Annotated in this window: 16 protein-coding genes and 1 tRNA gene; all 17 read left to right on the top strand. The window is 61.4% G+C overall.

What is annotated here, in order from left to right; translation table 11 throughout:
* The first annotated feature begins 32 nt into the window (after positions 1 to 32).
* The 17 genes from rpsO to nuoK all read left to right on the top strand — a co-directional run bounded on the left by rpsO (position 33) and on the right by nuoK (position 15,620).
* Positions 33 to 302, top strand: coding sequence for a 30S ribosomal protein S15 (gene rpsO, locus AWB81_RS16705; protein WP_062637292.1), 270 nt, complete (start codon positions 33 to 35; stop codon positions 300 to 302).
* A 323-nt stretch (positions 303 to 625) separates the two neighbouring features.
* Complete coding sequence (gene pnp, locus AWB81_RS16700) at positions 626 to 2,764, top strand: polyribonucleotide nucleotidyltransferase (protein ID WP_062637290.1); 2,139 nt, start codon at positions 626 to 628, stop codon at positions 2,762 to 2,764.
* Between the two features lie 160 nt (positions 2,765 to 2,924).
* The gene (locus AWB81_RS16695; RefSeq protein WP_062637288.1) at positions 2,925 to 3,950 is read left to right on the top strand and encodes an NAD(P)H-quinone oxidoreductase; all 1,026 of its coding nucleotides are present in this window, start codon (positions 2,925 to 2,927) and stop codon (positions 3,948 to 3,950) included.
* A 172-nt stretch (positions 3,951 to 4,122) separates the two neighbouring features.
* Positions 4,123 to 4,896 (top strand): triose-phosphate isomerase, encoded by a 774-nt coding sequence (gene tpiA, locus AWB81_RS16690; protein ID WP_062637286.1) that lies wholly within the window; start codon positions 4,123 to 4,125, stop codon positions 4,894 to 4,896.
* A gap of 77 nt (positions 4,897 to 4,973) precedes the next feature.
* Positions 4,974 to 5,339: a preprotein translocase subunit SecG gene (secG, locus tag AWB81_RS16685; protein ID WP_062637283.1), complete on the top strand. Its 366-nt coding sequence runs from the start codon at positions 4,974 to 4,976 to the stop codon at positions 5,337 to 5,339.
* Between the two features lie 126 nt (positions 5,340 to 5,465).
* Positions 5,466 to 5,550 (top strand) — tRNA-Leu (locus tag AWB81_RS16680).
* 173 nt (positions 5,551 to 5,723) lie between these two features.
* A complete protein-coding gene (locus tag AWB81_RS16675; protein WP_062637281.1) occupies positions 5,724 to 6,083 on the top strand; it encodes an NADH-quinone oxidoreductase subunit A in 360 nt (119 codons plus the stop codon).
* Positions 6,084 to 6,144: 61 nt separating this feature from the next.
* Complete coding sequence (locus AWB81_RS16670; RefSeq protein WP_006052903.1) at positions 6,145 to 6,624, top strand: NuoB/complex I 20 kDa subunit family protein; 480 nt, start codon at positions 6,145 to 6,147, stop codon at positions 6,622 to 6,624.
* A gap of 19 nt (positions 6,625 to 6,643) precedes the next feature.
* Positions 6,644 to 7,246: an NADH-quinone oxidoreductase subunit C gene (locus tag AWB81_RS16665; RefSeq protein WP_062637278.1), complete on the top strand. Its 603-nt coding sequence runs from the start codon at positions 6,644 to 6,646 to the stop codon at positions 7,244 to 7,246.
* 9 nt (positions 7,247 to 7,255) lie between these two features.
* Complete coding sequence (locus AWB81_RS16660; protein WP_062637276.1) at positions 7,256 to 8,509, top strand: NADH-quinone oxidoreductase subunit D; 1,254 nt, start codon at positions 7,256 to 7,258, stop codon at positions 8,507 to 8,509.
* Between the two features lie 148 nt (positions 8,510 to 8,657).
* Entirely contained in the window at positions 8,658 to 9,143 is a 486-nt protein-coding gene (gene nuoE / locus AWB81_RS16655; protein ID WP_062637273.1) for an NADH-quinone oxidoreductase subunit NuoE, read from the top strand.
* Positions 9,140 to 10,462, top strand: a complete 1,323-nt coding sequence (gene nuoF, locus AWB81_RS16650; protein WP_062637272.1) for an NADH-quinone oxidoreductase subunit NuoF — start codon at positions 9,140 to 9,142, stop codon at positions 10,460 to 10,462. The genes nuoE and nuoF overlap by 4 nt, the downstream gene beginning before the upstream one ends.
* 33 nt (positions 10,463 to 10,495) lie before the next feature.
* Positions 10,496 to 12,832: an NADH-quinone oxidoreductase subunit NuoG gene (nuoG, locus tag AWB81_RS16645; protein WP_062637269.1), complete on the top strand. Its 2,337-nt coding sequence runs from the start codon at positions 10,496 to 10,498 to the stop codon at positions 12,830 to 12,832.
* Positions 12,833 to 13,897, top strand: coding sequence for an NADH-quinone oxidoreductase subunit NuoH (gene nuoH, locus AWB81_RS16640; RefSeq protein ID WP_062637268.1), 1,065 nt, complete (start codon positions 12,833 to 12,835; stop codon positions 13,895 to 13,897).
* Between the two features lie 18 nt (positions 13,898 to 13,915).
* Positions 13,916 to 14,404, top strand: a complete 489-nt coding sequence (nuoI, locus tag AWB81_RS16635; RefSeq protein ID WP_062637266.1) for an NADH-quinone oxidoreductase subunit NuoI — start codon at positions 13,916 to 13,918, stop codon at positions 14,402 to 14,404.
* A gap of 200 nt (positions 14,405 to 14,604) precedes the next feature.
* A complete protein-coding gene (locus AWB81_RS16630; protein WP_062637260.1) occupies positions 14,605 to 15,294 on the top strand; it encodes an NADH-quinone oxidoreductase subunit J in 690 nt (229 codons plus the stop codon).
* 20 nt (positions 15,295 to 15,314) lie between these two features.
* A complete protein-coding gene (gene nuoK / locus AWB81_RS16625) occupies positions 15,315 to 15,620 on the top strand; it encodes an NADH-quinone oxidoreductase subunit NuoK (RefSeq protein ID WP_007588140.1) in 306 nt (101 codons plus the stop codon).
* Positions 15,621 to 15,625 lie beyond the last annotated feature (5 nt).

Below are 15,625 nucleotides of genomic sequence, written 5' to 3'. Positions count from 1 at the left end.
GTGACCGCCTGTCTGTTTTAAAGGAAAAGCAAATGTCCGCAGCACAAATCAAGAAGTCCGACGTCGTCGCAGAATACGCGCGCGCCGCCAACGACACCGGTTCGCCCGAAGTGCAAGTCGCACTGCTGACGACCCGCATCAACGAACTGACCCTGCACTTCAAGGCTCACACGAAGGATCACCACAGCCGCCGCGGTCTGCTGCGCATGGTGAGCCGTCGTCGCAAGCTGCTCGACTACCTGAAGGGCAAAGACGCAGACCGTTATCGCTCGCTGATCGAGAAGCTGGGCCTGCGTAAGTAATTGGCAACAAGCGGCCAGCGTTCCATCGAAGTGCCTGTGTCAGTCCGCTGATACAGGCATTTTGTTTTTGAACGACCGCTGGCCGGCAAGTGTTTCAAACGCATCATCTGTGTCATCCGGGTCATCAAGCGACCCGACATCCGGCCCGGGCCTCGCGGCAGAGCTTTGTGTCATTCCAGCGCGTCATGCGCATTGCGTGTCGTGTTGCGTTGGAATGGCATAACACACCTCTTTTTGCGCGGTTCGGCCGTCGCCTGGCTTAGCGCCGTCCGGTCGGCCCATGCCGATCGGCGCGGCGCGGCGTAACGAACAAGGAGTGACTAATGTTCAATAAAATCGTCAAAGAATTTAAGTGGGGACAACACAACGTCCGCCTGGAAACGGGTGAGATCGCGCGTCAGGCAGGCGGCGCAGTGATCGTCGACGTCGAAGATACCGTCGTGCTCGCGACGGTCGTCGGCGCGAAGACCGCGAAGCCCGGTCAGGATTTCTTCCCGCTGACCGTCGACTACCTCGAAAAGACCTATGCCGCCGGCAAGATCCCGGGCGGCTTCTTTCGCCGCGAAGGCCGCCCGTCGGAAGGCGAGACGCTGATTTCGCGCCTGATCGACCGCCCGCTGCGCCCGCTCTTCCCGGAAGGCTTCTATAACGAAGTCCAGGTCGTGATCCACGTCCTGTCGCTGAATCCGGACATTCCCGCCGACATTCCCGCTCTGATCGGCGCGTCGGCTGCGCTCGCCGTGTCGGGACTGCCGTTCAACGGCCCGGTCGGTGCTGCGCGTGTCGCGTACATCAACAACGAATACGTGCTCAACCCGACGCGTCCGCAGATGAAGGAATCGGCGCTCGACCTGATCGTCGCCGGCACCGAGCGCGCCGTGCTGATGGTGGAATCGGAAGCGAAGCAACTCTCCGAAGAAGTGATGCTCGGCGGCGTCGTGTTCGGCCACGAGCAGATGCAGACGGCCATCGACGCGATCCACGAACTCGTGCGCGACGGCGGCAAGCCCGAGTGGGACTGGACGCCGGCGCCGAAGAACGAAGCGCTGATCGCCCGCGTAACGGATCTCGCGCAAAACGAACTGCTCGCGGCTTACCAGCTGCGCAACAAGCAGGCACGTTCGGCCAAGCTGAAGGAAGTGTACGCAGCGACCTCCGCCGCGCTCGAGCAGGACGCATCGGCATCGGGCACGGTCGCCGCCGACAAGGCGACGGTCGGCAACGTGCTGTTCGACATCGAAGCAAAGATCGTCCGTTCGCAGATCCTGAACGGCGAGCCGCGTATCGACGGCCGCGACACCCGCACGGTGCGCCCGATCGAAATCCGCACGGGCGTGTTGCCGCGTACGCACGGCTCGGCGCTCTTTACGCGCGGCGAAACGCAGGCGCTCGTCGTCGCGACGCTCGGCACGAAGGGCGACGAACAGAACATCGACGCGCTCGAAGGCGAGTACCGCGAGCGTTTCATGCTCCACTACAACATGCCTCCGTTCGCGACCGGCGAAACGGGCCGCGTCGGTTCGCCGAAGCGCCGTGAAATCGGCCACGGCCGTCTGGCGAAGCGTGCGCTGGCCGCGTGCCTGCCGTCCGCCGACGAATTCGGCTACTCGATCCGCGTGGTGTCGGAAATCACGGAATCGAACGGTTCTTCGTCGATGGCATCAGTGTGCGGCGGCTGTCTCGCGCTGATGGACGCGGGCGTGCCGATGAAGGCGCACGTCGCGGGCATCGCGATGGGCCTGATCCTCGAAGGCAACAAGTTCGCGGTTCTGACCGACATCCTCGGCGACGAAGATCACCTCGGCGACATGGACTTCAAGGTGGCCGGCACGGCGCAAGGCGTGACCGCGCTGCAGATGGACATCAAGATCCAGGGCATCACGAAGGAAATCATGCAGGTTGCGCTCGCGCAGGCGAAGGAAGGCCGCATGCACATCCTCGGCAAGATGACCACGGCTGTGCCGGGCACGAACACGGTGCTGTCGGACTACGCGCCGCGCATGATCACGATCAAGATCAACCCGGAAAAGATCCGCGACGTGATCGGCAAGGGCGGTTCGGTGATCCGCGCGCTGACGGAAGAAACGAACACGACGATCGACATTTCGGATGATGGCGTCGTGACCATCGCGAGCACGAGCAGCGAAGGCATGGCCGAAGCGAAGAAGCGCATCGAGAACATCACGGCGGAAGTGGAAGTCGGACAGATCTACGAAGGTCCGGTGCTCAAGCTGCTCGATTTCGGCGCGATCGTGAACATCCTGCCGGGCAAGGACGGTCTGCTGCACATCTCGGAAATCGTCAACGAGCGCGTGAAGGACATCAACGACTATCTGAAGGAAGGTCAGGTCGTGCGCGTGAAGGTCATCCAGACGGACGAGAAGGGTCGCGTGCGTTTGTCGGCGAAGGCGCTCCTGAACGAAGGCGCCGCGCAAACGGAACCGACGCAGCCGCAGCACTGATGCGGTAATGTCTCGACGGCCGGTCGCGTTTTCGCGAACCGGCCGTTTTTTTGCCTCGTTTTTTTGCGTGACTCGATGGCAGTGTGGATTAAGCTTGGCTTGAGTCCGCAGTTCCATCCGGTTAAGAAACCACCGACGAATCCGACCTCAGGGGAAGCAGATGAAGGCGATCGAAATCACTGAATTTGGCGCACCCGAAGTATTGAAACTGGGCGAGCGCCCGATGCCGGCGCCGAAGTCGGGCGAGGTGCTGATCAAGGTCGCGGCCTCCGGCGTGAACCGCCCGGATGTATTTCAGCGCAAGGGCGGCTACGCGCCGCCGCCGGGCGCTTCGGATCTGCCGGGGCTGGAAGTGGCGGGCGAAATCGTCGATGCAGGCGAGGACGCGTTCGATCCGAAGCACAATCCGTTCGGCCTGAAGAAGGGCGATCGCGTGTGCGCGCTGCTCGCGGGCGGGGGCTATGCGGAATACGCGGTTGCGCCGACCGAGCAATGCCTGCCGGCGCCGAAAGGTCTTTCCGATATCGAAGCGGCTTCGCTGCCGGAAACCTTCTTCACCGTCTGGAGCAATGTCTTCGAGCGCGCGCATCTCGGCACGGGCGAAAACGGCGCGGAAGAGACGCTCCTGATCCAGGGCGGATCGAGCGGGATCGGCGTGACGGCAATCCAGATCGCGAAGGCGCTCGGTCATCGCGTGTTCGTGACGGCGGGCACCGGCGAGAAGTGCCGCGCATGCGAGGCGCTCGGCGCCGAGCGTGCGATCAACTACAAGACCGAAGATTTCGTCGAAGTGGTGAAGTCGCTGACGAACGATCGCGGTGTCGACGTGATTCTCGACATGGTCGCGGGCGACTATCTGCCGCGCGAGCTGAAGGCGCTCGCCGATGGCGGACGCGTCTGCGTGATAGCGCTGCTCGGCGGCGCGAAGGCCGAGATCAATCTGAATGACGTCCTGCGCCGGCGTCTGGTGATCACCGGTTCTACGCTGCGTCCGCGCCCGGTCGCGTTCAAGGGAAAGATCGCGGCGCAACTGAAGGAGCGCGTCTGGCCGGAAATCGAGGCGGGGCGCATCAAGCCGGTCATCCATCAGGTTTTTCCCGCCGATCAGGCCGCGGCGGCGCATGAGTTGATGGAAGGCAGCACGCACGTGGGCAAGATCGTGCTCGACTGGAGTCAAAGCGCGTAAGCGCCAGCGAACAGCCGGCGAAAATCGTGCCGGTTTGACCGGGTTCGCCGCGACACAGTAAAATCGCATGTTCTGCAGGCGATTTGCGCGGCGCGCCTTCCTCGTCGGACTGGCGCGCACACCGAAAACCATACCAAGAACGCAGCGGCGACGCTGCCGAGCGGCGAGACTTATGTCGAAACAACGAGCGAAACTGGTAGTCGGGAACTGGAAAATGCACGGCCGGCTCGCGCAGAACGGCGCGCTGCTGACCGAAGTAGCATCCGGTGCGTCGGCTTTGCAGAAGGGCGTGCGAGTCGGAGTTTGCGTGCCGTGTCCGTATTTGCCGCAGTCGCAGGCATTGCTGAGCGGATCGGTCGTCGCGTGGGGTGTGCAGGACGTGTCGGCTTATGCGACGGGCGCGTACACCGGCGAGGTCTCCGCGGAAATGGCTTCCGACTTCGGTGCGAGTTACGCGATCGTCGGTCATTCGGAGCGTCGCGCGTATCATCGCGAAAGTTCGGATCTCGTCGCCGTGAAGGCGCAGCGTGCGCTCGAAGCAGGACTTACGCCGATCGTATGCGTCGGCGAGACGCTTGAGCAGCGTGAAACCGGCGTGACGGAGCAGATCGTCGGCACGCAACTCGAAGCGGTTCTTCTCGTGCTGTCCGACGAGCAGGCGGCGAAGATCGTGGTCGCCTACGAGCCGGTTTGGGCGATCGGCACGGGCAAGAGCGCAAGCGCCGACGAAGCTCAGGCCGTGCACGCGTTCATTCGCGCGAAGCTCGCGGAGAAGAGCGTTTCGGCAGTTGGCGTCCCGTTGCTCTACGGCGGCAGCGTGAAGCCGGACAATGCTCAGGAATTGTTCGCACAGCAGGATATCGACGGCGGGCTGATTGGCGGCGCGTCGTTGAAATCGAAAGATTTTCTGGCGATCTGCCAGGCGGCACAGGATGTGTCCAACTGAGCCGGCGCAAGACGCGGGAATGCAGGAAGCGCGACGCATCGGTGTCGCGTCAACATTAAAGATCCAGGTGAGTGGAAATGCTGTATTTGAAGACTTTGATCATCGTCGTCCAGTTGTTGTCGGCGTTGGGCGTGATCGGCCTCGTGTTGTTGCAGCATGGCAAGGGCGCGGACATGGGCGCCGCTTTCGGTAGCGGTGCATCGGGCAGCCTGTTCGGCGCAACCGGTTCGGCGAATTTTCTGTCGCGCACGACAGCCGTCCTCGCGGCCGTGTTTTTCATCTCGACGCTGGCACTGACTTACCTCGGCAGCTACAAGCCGCAAGCTTCGGCAGGCGTCTTGGGCGGTGCGGCGACTGCGCCCGCTTCTGCTTCCGTTGCGGCTTCGGCACCGGCATCGGCGCCTGTTGCTTCGTCGGCGCCGGGCGCGGACGTGCCGAAATAAGGCCAGAATAAATTTTTCGCGAAATTCGCTTTTTGTGCGTTGAACAATCCGTAGCACCAAGTTATAATTCAAGTCTTGAAGCGATTCGCGGCAATTAGAGGTTGTTTTCCCGGATTGCAGGACAGTGCCGACGTGGTGAAATTGGTAGACACGCTATCTTGAGGGGGTAGTGGCGAAAGCTGTGCGAGTTCGAGTCTCGCCGTCGGCACCAAAGTTATCCAATGCCAGCCGCATGCATCGCTTCGGCTGGCATTGTCACTTCTGGAGTACGCTTACGATCTGATTGTGTTCGTGAGCGATCCGAAGTGAAATTCTCGACCGGGTGGTCTGTCCCGGCTGAAGCACCCGTATCAATCAACTGACCCAACCGATTTGAGGATAGCCTTGAACCTCGCACCCTATTACCCCGTCTTGTTGTTCCTCCTGGTGGGCACTGGTTTAGGCATAGCGTTGGTCAGCATCGGCAAGATCCTCGGTCCCAACAAGCCTGACACCGAAAAGAACGCACCGTACGAATGTGGCTTCGAAGCTTTCGAAGACGCGCGTATGAAATTTGATGTGCGTTACTATCTCGTGGCTATTCTGTTCATTATTTTCGACCTTGAAACCGCTTTCCTGTTCCCGTGGGGCGTCGCCCTGCGCGATATCGGATGGCCAGGTTTCATGGCCATGATGATTTTTCTGCTCGAATTTTTGCTCGGCTTCGCCTACATCTGGAGAAAGGGCGGTCTCGACTGGGAATGACAGTTAAATCACCGGATTCATGGGCAGCTTTGGCTGGCTGCTCATCTGGAGTGGAAAGCAAATGAGTATCGAAGGGGTCTTGAAGGAAGGGTTTGTCACCACCACGGCTGACAAGCTGATCAACTGGACGCGCACCGGCTCCCTTTGGCCGATGACGTTTGGTCTCGCGTGCTGCGCGGTCGAAATGATGCATGCGGGCGCTGCCCGCTACGACCTCGACCGTTTCGGCGTAGTGTTTCGTCCGAGCCCGCGCCAGTCGGATGTGATGATCGTTGCTGGCACGCTGTGCAACAAGATGGCGCCCGCGCTGCGCAAGGTCTACGACCAGATGGCCGAGCCGCGCTGGGTCATCTCGATGGGTTCGTGCGCGAACGGCGGCGGCTACTATCACTATTCGTATTCGGTCGTGCGCGGCTGCGACCGGATTGTTCCGGTCGACGTCTACGTGCCGGGCTGTCCGCCGACGGCGGAAGCGCTGGTGTACGGCGTGATTCAGCTGCAAGCGAAGATTCGCCGCACGAACACCATCGCCCGTCAATAAGGCCTGAGCCTCCCCAACTATGGCAAGCAAACTCGAGACCCTAAAAGCGAACCTCGAGGCGGCGTTTGGCGACCGTCTCCAGAGCATCACCGAGGCGCTTGGGCAACTGACGATCGTCGTCAAGGCGAGCAACTATGCGGAAGTGGCGCTGCAGTTGCGCGACGATCGCAAGCTCGGCTTCGAACAAATGGTCGACCTGTGCGGCGTCGATTACTCGACTTACGGTGAAGGCGCCTACGAAGGCCCGCGTTTCGCCGCCGTGCTCCATCTTCTCTCGATCTCGAACAACTGGCGCGTGCGCGTGCGCGTGTTCGCGCCGGACGACGAAGTGCCGATCGTGCCGTCGGTCGTCGACGTGTGGTCGTCGGCGAACTGGTACGAGCGCGAGGCGTTCGACCTGTATGGCATCGTGTTCGAAGGCCACCCCGACCTGCGCCGCATTCTTACCGACTATGGTTTTATCGGTCACCCGTTCCGCAAGGACTTCCCGGTGTCGGGCTATGTCGAGATGCGCTACGACCCGGAAGAGAAGCGCGTGGTCTACCAGCCAGTGACGATCGAACCGCGCGAAATCACGCCGCGCGTGATTCGCGAAGATCGCTATGGCGGTCTGAAACACTAAGAGAACGCCATGGCAGAGATCAAGAACTACACGCTCAATTTTGGCCCGCAGCACCCGGCAGCGCACGGCGTGCTGCGCCTCGTGCTCGAGCTCGACGGCGAAGTGATCCAGCGCGCCGATCCGCACATCGGCCTGTTGCATCGCGCGACCGAAAAACTCGCCGAAACGAAGACATTCATCCAGTCCGTGCCCTACATGGACCGTCTCGACTACGTGTCAATGATGGTGAACGAGCACGGCTATGTGCTGGCAATCGAAAAGCTGCTCGGCATCGACGTGCCGGTGCGCGCGAAATACATCCGCGTGCTGTTCGACGAAGTCACGCGCGTGCTGAACCACCTGATGTGGATCGGCTCGCACGCACTCGACGTCGGCGCGATGGCGGTGTTTCTGTACGCGTTCCGCGAGCGCGAAGACCTGATGGACGTGTACGAAGCAGTGTCCGGCGCGCGGATGCACGCGGCGTACTATCGGCCGGGCGGCGTCTATCGCGATCTGCCTGACGCAATGCCGCAATACAAGGCGTCGAAAATCCGCAATGCGAAGGCGCTGTCGAAGATGAACGAAACCCGCCAGGGTTCGCTCCTCGACTTCCTCGACGACTTCTTTGCGCGCTTCCCGGGTTGCGTCGACGAATACGAAACGCTTCTTACCGACAATCGCATCTGGAAACAACGGCTCGTGGGCATCGGCGTGGTCAGCCCGGAGCGCGCGATGCAGCTCGGCATGACGGGCGCAATGCTGCGCGGCTCGGGTATCGAGTGGGATTTGCGCAAGAAGCAGCCGTACGAAGTGTATGACCAGATGGATTTCGATATTCCGGTCGGCGTGAATGGCGATTGCTATGACCGCTATCTCGTGCGTGTCGAGGAAATGCGTCAATCCACGCGGATCGCCAAACAGTGTATTGAGTGGCTGCGCAAGAATCCCGGCCCCGTGATGATCGACAATCACAAGGTCGCGCCGCCGTCGCGGGTCGGCATGAAGACCAACATGGAAGAGCTGATTCACCATTTCAAGCTCTTCACGGAAGGCTTCCACGTGCCCGAAGGCGAAACGTACGCCGCCGTCGAGCATCCGAAGGGCGAGTTCGGCATCTATCTCGTGTCGGACGGGGCGAACAAGCCTTATCGCCTGAAGATTCGTGCTCCCGGTTACGCGCACCTTGCTTCGCTCGACGAAATGGCGCGTGGCCACATGATCGCCGACGCAGTGACGATCATCGGTACGCAGGACATCGTGTTCGGCGAGATCGATCGCTGATCCACATTCGGTCGTCTGGCAAGACGCGCGCTGATACCAACGCCGCGCGTGCCAGGCGAACAAGCAACAGCAGGACGCCAGGTCTGCCGCAACAAGAAGGGCGCGGCAGGTTTCCGTTCGGTAGGAATTGAAAGAGTCGTGTCTGAAAATGATCTCAGCTGAAGGCCTGAAAGAAATCGATCGTGCGATCGCCAAATATCCTGCGGAGCAGAAGCAGTCCGCCGTGATGTCGGCGCTGGCTACCGCTCAGGAAGAGCACGGCTGGCTGTCGCCCGAACTGATGCAGTTCGTCGCCGACTATCTCGGCATGCCGGCGGTCGCCGTGCAGGAAGTCGCGACGTTCTACACGATGTACGAGACCTCGCCCGTCGGCAAGCACAAGATCACGCTCTGCACGAACCTGCCGTGCCAGCTCGGTCCGGACGGCGGTTCCGACAGCGCCGCCGAGTATCTGAAGCAGAAGCTCGGCATCGACTTCGGCGAAACCACGCCTGACGGCAAGTTCACGCTGAAAGAAGGCGAGTGCTTCGGTTCGTGCGGCGATGCGCCGGTGCTGCTGGTGAACAACCATCGCATGTGCAGCTTCATGAGCCGCGAGAAGATCGACCAGTTGATCGAGGAACTTTCGAAATGACGTCTCTCCACGATCGTCACATCAAACCGCTGATTCTGGCCGGCCTGAACGGCGAGAACTGGCATGTCGAAGACTACGTCGCGCGCGGCGGCTACAAGCAGTTGCGCCGCATCCTCGAAGAAAAAATTCCGCCCGAGCAGGTGATCGCCGATGTGAAGGCGTCGGGTCTGCGCGGCCGCGGCGGCGCGGGCTTCCCGACCGGCCTCAAGTGGAGCTTCATGCCGCGCCAGTTTCCGGGGCAGAAGTATCTCGTCTGCAATTCGGACGAGGGCGAGCCGGGTACGTTCAAGGACCGCGACATCCTGCGCTGGAACCCGCATTCGCTGATCGAAGGCATGGCCATCGGCGCATATGCGATGGGCATCTCCGTTGGCTACAACTACATCCACGGCGAAATCTGGGAAGTCTACAAGGTGTTCGAAGCGGCGCTCGAAGAAGCGCGCGCGGCCGGGTATCTCGGCGCGAACATCCTGGGCTCGGGTTTCTCGTTCGAGCTTTACGCGCATCACGGCTACGGCGCCTACATCTGCGGCGAAGAAACCGCGCTGCTCGAATCTCTCGAAGGCAAGAAGGGTCAGCCGCGCTTCAAGCCGCCGTTTCCGGCGAGCTTCGGCGTGTACGGCAAGCCGACCACGATCAACAACACCGAGACGTTCGCAGCCGTTCCGTTCCTGCTCGAAGTGGGTCCCCAGAATTATCTGGAGATGGGCAAGCCGAACAACGGCGGCACGAAGATCTTCTCGGTTTCTGGCGACGTGAATCGTCCGGGCAACTACGAGATTCCGCTTGGCACGCCGTTCTCGACTCTGATGGAACTCGCCGGCGGCGTGCGCGGGCAGTCGGTCAAGGCGGTGATTCCGGGTGGATCATCGGCGCCGGTCGTACCGGGCGACATGATGCTCGCCACCGACATGGACTACGATTCGATCGCGAAAGCCGGCTCGATGCTTGGCTCGGGCGCGGTGATCGTCATGAACGAAACGCGCTGCATGGTGCGTTCGCTCTTGCGCCTGTCGTACTTCTATTACGAGGAGTCGTGCGGTCAGTGCACGCCGTGCCGCGAGGGTACGGGGTGGCTCTATCGTGTCGTGCATCGTATCGAACACGGTCTCGGCCGCAAGGAAGATCTGGATCTGCTGAACTCGGTTGCCGAAAACATCATGGGCCGCACGATTTGCGCCCTCGGTGACGCAGCCGCCATGCCGGTGCGCGGCATGTTGAAGCACTTCTGGAACGAATTCGAATATCACGTCGAGCACAAGCATTGTCTCGTCGGCGGACACGCGCACCATGCGGCGTCCGAAGCGCTTACCGCGTGAAGGCGCGATAAAGGTTAAGGACCATTCCCCATCATGGTTGAACTAGAAATTGACGGCAAGACAGTAGAGGTGCCTGAAGGCAGCATGGTGATCCAGGCTGCGCACAAGGTCGATACGTACATTCCTCACTTCTGCTATCACAAGAAGCTGTCGATCGCGGCGAACTGCCGGATGTGCCTCGTCGAAGTCGAAAAGATGCCGAAGGCCGTGCCCGCCTGTGCGACACCGGTTTCCGCCGGCATGATCGTGCGCACGACGTCCGACAAGGCCGTGAAGGCGCAGCAGTCCGTGATGGAATTCCTGCTGATCAATCACCCGCTGGACTGCCCGATCTGCGATCAGGGCGGCGAATGCCAGTTGCAGGATCTGGCCGTCGGCTACGGCAAGTCGCAGTCGCGCTATAACGAAGAAAAGCGCGTCGTGTTCCACAAGAACGTCGGCCCGCTCATCTCAATGGAAGAAATGACGCGCTGCATTCACTGCACGCGTTGTGTTCGCTTCGGCCAGGAAGTCGCGGGCGTGATGGAACTCGGTATGCTGGGCCGCGGCGAGCATTCGGAGATCACGTCGTTCGTCGGCAAGACGGTGGATTCGGAACTGTCGGGCAACATGATCGACCTGTGCCCGGTCGGCGCATTGACGAGCAAGCCGTTCCGCTACAGCGCGCGGACGTGGGAGCTGTCGCGCCGCAAGTCGGTGAGCCCGCACGATTCGGTTGGCGCAAATCTCGTCGTCCAGGTGAAGAACAACCGCGTGATGCGCGTTCTCCCGATGGAAAACGAAGCCATCAACGAATGCTGGATTTCGGACAAGGATCGCTTCTCGTACGAAGCGCTCAACAGCGCCGAGCGCCTGACCACGCCCATGTTGAAGCAGGGCGGCCAGTGGATCGAAACCGACTGGCAGACGGCGCTGGAATACGTAGCGAAGGGCATCAAGGGCATCAAGGCCGATCACGGAGCGAACGCGATCGCCGCTCTGGCGACGCCGCATAGCTCGATCGAAGAACTGCATCTGCTGAAGCAGTTCGCTGAAGGCGTCGGCTCGCCGAACGTCGATTTCCGTCTGCGTCAGAGCGACTTTTCGGCGCCGGCCGGCGTCGGTGCGCCGTGGCTCGGCGTGAAGATCGCCGATCTGTCGATGATCGATACCGCGTTCATCATCGGCTCGTTCCTGCGTCGCGATCATCCGCTCTTTGCCGCGCGTCTGCGTCAGGCCGCGAAGAGCGGCGCGAAGCTCACGTTCCTGCACGCCAGCAACGACGACTCGCTGATTCCGGCCGCGCATCGCATGGTCGCCGCGCCGTCGGCATGGCTCGACCAGCTCGCAGCCATCGCGGCCGCTGTCGCGGAAGCGCGCGGCGTCGCGTTGCCGGAAGCGTTCGCGGGCCGCGAAGTGTCGGCGGCTGCGAAGGACGTGGCAGCATCGCTGTCGGCCGGCGAAAAGCGCGTTGTCCTGCTCGGCAACAGCGCCGTGCAGCATCCCGACTTCGCACAGATTCAAGCGGTGGCTCAGTGGATTGCCGACAGCACCGGCGCCACGCTCGGCTTCCTCACGGAAGCGGCCAACACGGTCGGCGCGCATCTCGTCGATGCATTGCCGGGTGAGGGCGGTCTCAACGCGCGCGAAGTGTTCGAACAGCCGCGCAAGGGCTACGTGCTCTTCAACGTCGAACCTGAATTCGATACGGCGAACCCCGCGCAGGCACTCGCCGCGCTCAAGCAGGCGGAGATGGTCGTCGCGTTGTCGGCGTTCAAGCACGGCACCGAATACGCCGACGTGCTCCTGCCGATCGCGCCGTTCACGGAAACGTCCGGCACGTTCGTCAATGCCGAAGGCACTGCGCAGTCGTTCAACGGTGTCGTGCGTCCGCTCGGCGAGGCGCGTCCGGGCTGGAAGGTGCTGCGCGTGCTCGGCAGCGTGCTCGGTTTGCCGGGTTTCGACTTCGATACGGCCGAAGAAGTGCGCAACGCCGCGCTCGGTACGGGCGACCTGAGCGTGCGTCTGTCGAACAAGACGAGCGTCGCGCCGCAGCGCAAGACGGCGGTGTCGGCAGGGCAAGGCCAGTTCGAGCGTCTCGCAGATGTGCCGATCTATCACGCCGACGCGCTGTCGCGCCGCGCCGAATCGCTGCATCTGACGGCGGCGGCTCGCGACGCGAACGTCGCCGGCCTGCCGACGTCGCTCTTCGACCGGCTCGGCCTCAAAAACGGCGATGCCGTGCGCATCTCCCAAGGCGGCCTGTCGGTGGTACTGCCGGCGGTTCGCGATGCGAATCTGGCGGAAACGGTGGTCCGCGTGTCGGCGGGTACGACGGCTGGCGCCGCGCTCGGCGGCTTGTTCGGTGAACTGGTAGTGGAGAAGGCGTAAATGGGCTTGTTCGATACGATCAACGCGGGCGGCACGCAGATTCTCGGCGTCGCATGGCCGACGGTGTGGGCGCTGGTCCGCATCCTGGTGGTCTCCGTCGTCATCCTGCTGTGCGTGGCGTACCTGATCCTGTGGGAACGCAAGCTCATCGGCTGGATGCACGTGCGTATCGGGCCGAACCGCGTCGGTCCGATGGGCTTGTTGCAGCCGATCGCCGACGTGCTGAAGCTGCTGCTGAAAGAAGTGATTCAGCCGCTGCAGGCGAGCAAGTGGATCTACCTGATCGCGCCGGTCATGACCGTGGTCCCGGCTTTCGCCGTGTGGGCGGTGATTCCGTTCCAGGCCGAAGCCGTGCTCGGCAACATCAACGCCGGCCTGCTCTATGTGATGGCGATTTCGTCGATCGGCGTGTACGGTGTGATTCTTGCCGGCTGGGCGTCAAATTCGAAATACGCGTTCCTCGGCGCGATGCGTGCGGCGGCCCAGATGGTGTCGTACGAAATCTCGATGGGTTTCGCACTCGTCGTCGTGCTGATGGTCGCGGGTTCGCTGAATCTGTCGGACATCGTGACGTCGCAACAGCGCGGCATTTTCGCGGGCTTCGGCGTCAACTTCCTGTCGTGGAACTGGCTGCCGCTCCTGCCGATGTTCGTCGTGTACTTCATCTCGGGCATCGCCGAAACGAACCGCCACCCGTTCGACGTGGTGGAAGGCGAATCGGAAATCGTCGCGGGTCACATGATCGATTACTCGGGCATGGCGTTCGCGCTCTTCTTCCTCGCCGAGTACATCAACATGATCGTGATTTCGGCGATCGCGACGACGCTGTTCCTCGGCGGCTGGGACGCGCCGTTCGGCTTCCTGCACTTCATCCCGGGCGTGTTCTGGTTCGTGCTGAAGATTTTCTTCCTGCTGTCGGTGTTCATCTGGGCGCGTGCGACGTTCCCGCGCTACCGCTACGACCAGATCATGCGTCTCGGCTGGAAGGTGTTCCTGCCGGTGTCGGTGGTGTGGGTGGTGGTGGTCGGCTTCTGGATCATGTCACCGCTGAACATCTGGAAATAAAGGGCGGATGAAATAACCATGACCGCAATTCAGAATTTTTTTAAGACCTTCTTTCTGACCGAACTGCTCAAGGGCCTCGCGCTGACCGGACGTTATACGTTCCAGCGCAAGATCACCGTGCAGTTCCCGGAAGAGAAGACGCCGATCTCCCCGCGTTTTCGCGGCCTGCACGCGTTGCGCCGCTACGAGAACGGCGAAGAGCGCTGTATCGCATGCAAGCTGTGCGAAGCGGTGTGCCCGGCGCTCGCGATTACGATCGAATCCGAAACGCGCGCCGACAACACGCGCCGCACGACGCGCTACGACATCGACCTGACCAAGTGCATCTTCTGCGGCTTCTGCGAGGAAAGCTGCCCGGTCGATTCGATCGTCGAAACGCACATTCTCGAGTACCACGGCGAGAAGCGCGGCGACCTGTATTTCACGAAGGACATGCTGCTGGCCGTCGGCGACCGTTACGAAACGGAAATCGCGGCATCGAAGGCGGCAGACGCGCCTTATCGCTGATGATGCGTTGATGCGCATGGAGCGGGGAAGAATCACAACGAGTCCCCGCTCGAATCGAATACACCTGCTGTTCCGGCACGCGCGCTGAGTCTGCACCTGCACGTTCCAAAGCATCGCGGCGAAGCAACGAGCAACGCAACAACGAAGCGCCCGTGTCCAAACACAATGCCTGATGATGGCCTAACGATGAACCGGTAATCATGGAATTCACGACCGTACTGTTCTATATCTTCGCGCTGCTGCTGACCGTGTCGGCGCTGAAGGTGATCACTTCGCGCAATCCCGTGGCATCCGCGCTGTTCCTCGTGCTCGCGTTTTTTAACGCGGCCGCGATCTGGATGCTGCTCCAGGCCGAATTCCTCGCGATCCTGCTGGTTCTGGTCTACGTCGGCGCCGTGATGGTGCTCTTCCTGTTCGTGGTCATGATGCTCGACATCAACCTCGACGAATTGCATCGCGACTTTAGGAAGTTCGTGCCGATTGCGAGCATCGTCGGCGCAATCATCATCATCGAGACCGCGCTGATTCTGTGGCACGGCTACGGCGCGACGGTCGCGCCGGTGCACGACGTGACGTCGGGCGCGGGTGTCGGTGGCGGCGCGGTGATGTCGAACACCGGATTGATCGGCAAGGTCATCTACACGGACTACATCTTCGCGTTCGAAATCGCGGGTCTGATCCTGCTGGTGGCGATCATCGCGGCCATCGCGCTGACCATCCGCGAAAAGAAGGACAACAAGCGTCAGACGGTGAGCGAGCAGGTCAAGGTGCGCGCTTCGGATCGCGTTCGTATCGTCAAGATGAAGTCGGAAAAGGAAGCGCCCGACGCGTCGACCAATCCTCCCGTGACCGGCAACGCCGGTGCGGGCACGGTCGACAACAAGGGCTGAGCGAGAAGGAGAGAAAGAAAATGTTGAGTCTTGCCCATTACCTCGTGCTCGGCGCGATCCTGTTCGCGATCAGCATCGTCGGGATTTTCCTGAACCGCCGCAACGTGATCATCATCCTGATGGCGATCGAACTGATGCTGCTCGCGGTGAACACCAATTTCGTCGCCTTCTCGCACTATCTCGGCGACGTGCACGGCCAGATCTTCGTGTTCTTCGTGCTGACCGTGGCCGCCGCCGAAGCGGCGATCGGTCTCGCGATTCTGGTGACCCTGTTCCGCAGCCTCGACACGATCAACGTCGAGGATCTCGATCAGCTCAAAGGTTAAATTCA

Origin of the sequence: Caballeronia arationis (genome assembly GCF_001544975.2) — a bacterium.
Classification (GTDB): Bacteria; Pseudomonadota; Gammaproteobacteria; order Burkholderiales; family Burkholderiaceae; genus Caballeronia; species Caballeronia arationis.
This window is presented reverse-complemented; position numbering and strand designations above follow the sequence as displayed.

Coding starts and splice junctions, on each gene's coding strand:
- rpsO (WP_062637292.1), top strand. CDS start 33: ATGTCCGCAGCACAAATCAAGAAGTCCGACGTCGTCGCAGAATACGCG.
- pnp (WP_062637290.1), top strand. CDS start 626: ATGTTCAATAAAATCGTCAAAGAATTTAAGTGGGGACAACACAACGTC.
- AWB81_RS16695 (WP_062637288.1), top strand. CDS start 2,925: ATGAAGGCGATCGAAATCACTGAATTTGGCGCACCCGAAGTATTGAAA.
- tpiA (WP_062637286.1), top strand. CDS start 4,123: ATGTCGAAACAACGAGCGAAACTGGTAGTCGGGAACTGGAAAATGCAC.
- secG (WP_062637283.1), top strand. CDS start 4,974: ATGCTGTATTTGAAGACTTTGATCATCGTCGTCCAGTTGTTGTCGGCG.
- AWB81_RS16670 (WP_006052903.1), top strand. CDS start 6,145: ATGAGTATCGAAGGGGTCTTGAAGGAAGGGTTTGTCACCACCACGGCT.
- AWB81_RS16665 (WP_062637278.1), top strand. CDS start 6,644: ATGGCAAGCAAACTCGAGACCCTAAAAGCGAACCTCGAGGCGGCGTTT.
- AWB81_RS16660 (WP_062637276.1), top strand. CDS start 7,256: ATGGCAGAGATCAAGAACTACACGCTCAATTTTGGCCCGCAGCACCCG.
- nuoE (WP_062637273.1), top strand. CDS start 8,658: ATGATCTCAGCTGAAGGCCTGAAAGAAATCGATCGTGCGATCGCCAAA.
- nuoF (WP_062637272.1), top strand. CDS start 9,140: ATGACGTCTCTCCACGATCGTCACATCAAACCGCTGATTCTGGCCGGC.
- nuoG (WP_062637269.1), top strand. CDS start 10,496: ATGGTTGAACTAGAAATTGACGGCAAGACAGTAGAGGTGCCTGAAGGC.
- nuoH (WP_062637268.1), top strand. CDS start 12,833: ATGGGCTTGTTCGATACGATCAACGCGGGCGGCACGCAGATTCTCGGC.
- nuoI (WP_062637266.1), top strand. CDS start 13,916: ATGACCGCAATTCAGAATTTTTTTAAGACCTTCTTTCTGACCGAACTG.
- AWB81_RS16630 (WP_062637260.1), top strand. CDS start 14,605: ATGGAATTCACGACCGTACTGTTCTATATCTTCGCGCTGCTGCTGACC.
- nuoK (WP_007588140.1), top strand. CDS start 15,315: ATGTTGAGTCTTGCCCATTACCTCGTGCTCGGCGCGATCCTGTTCGCG.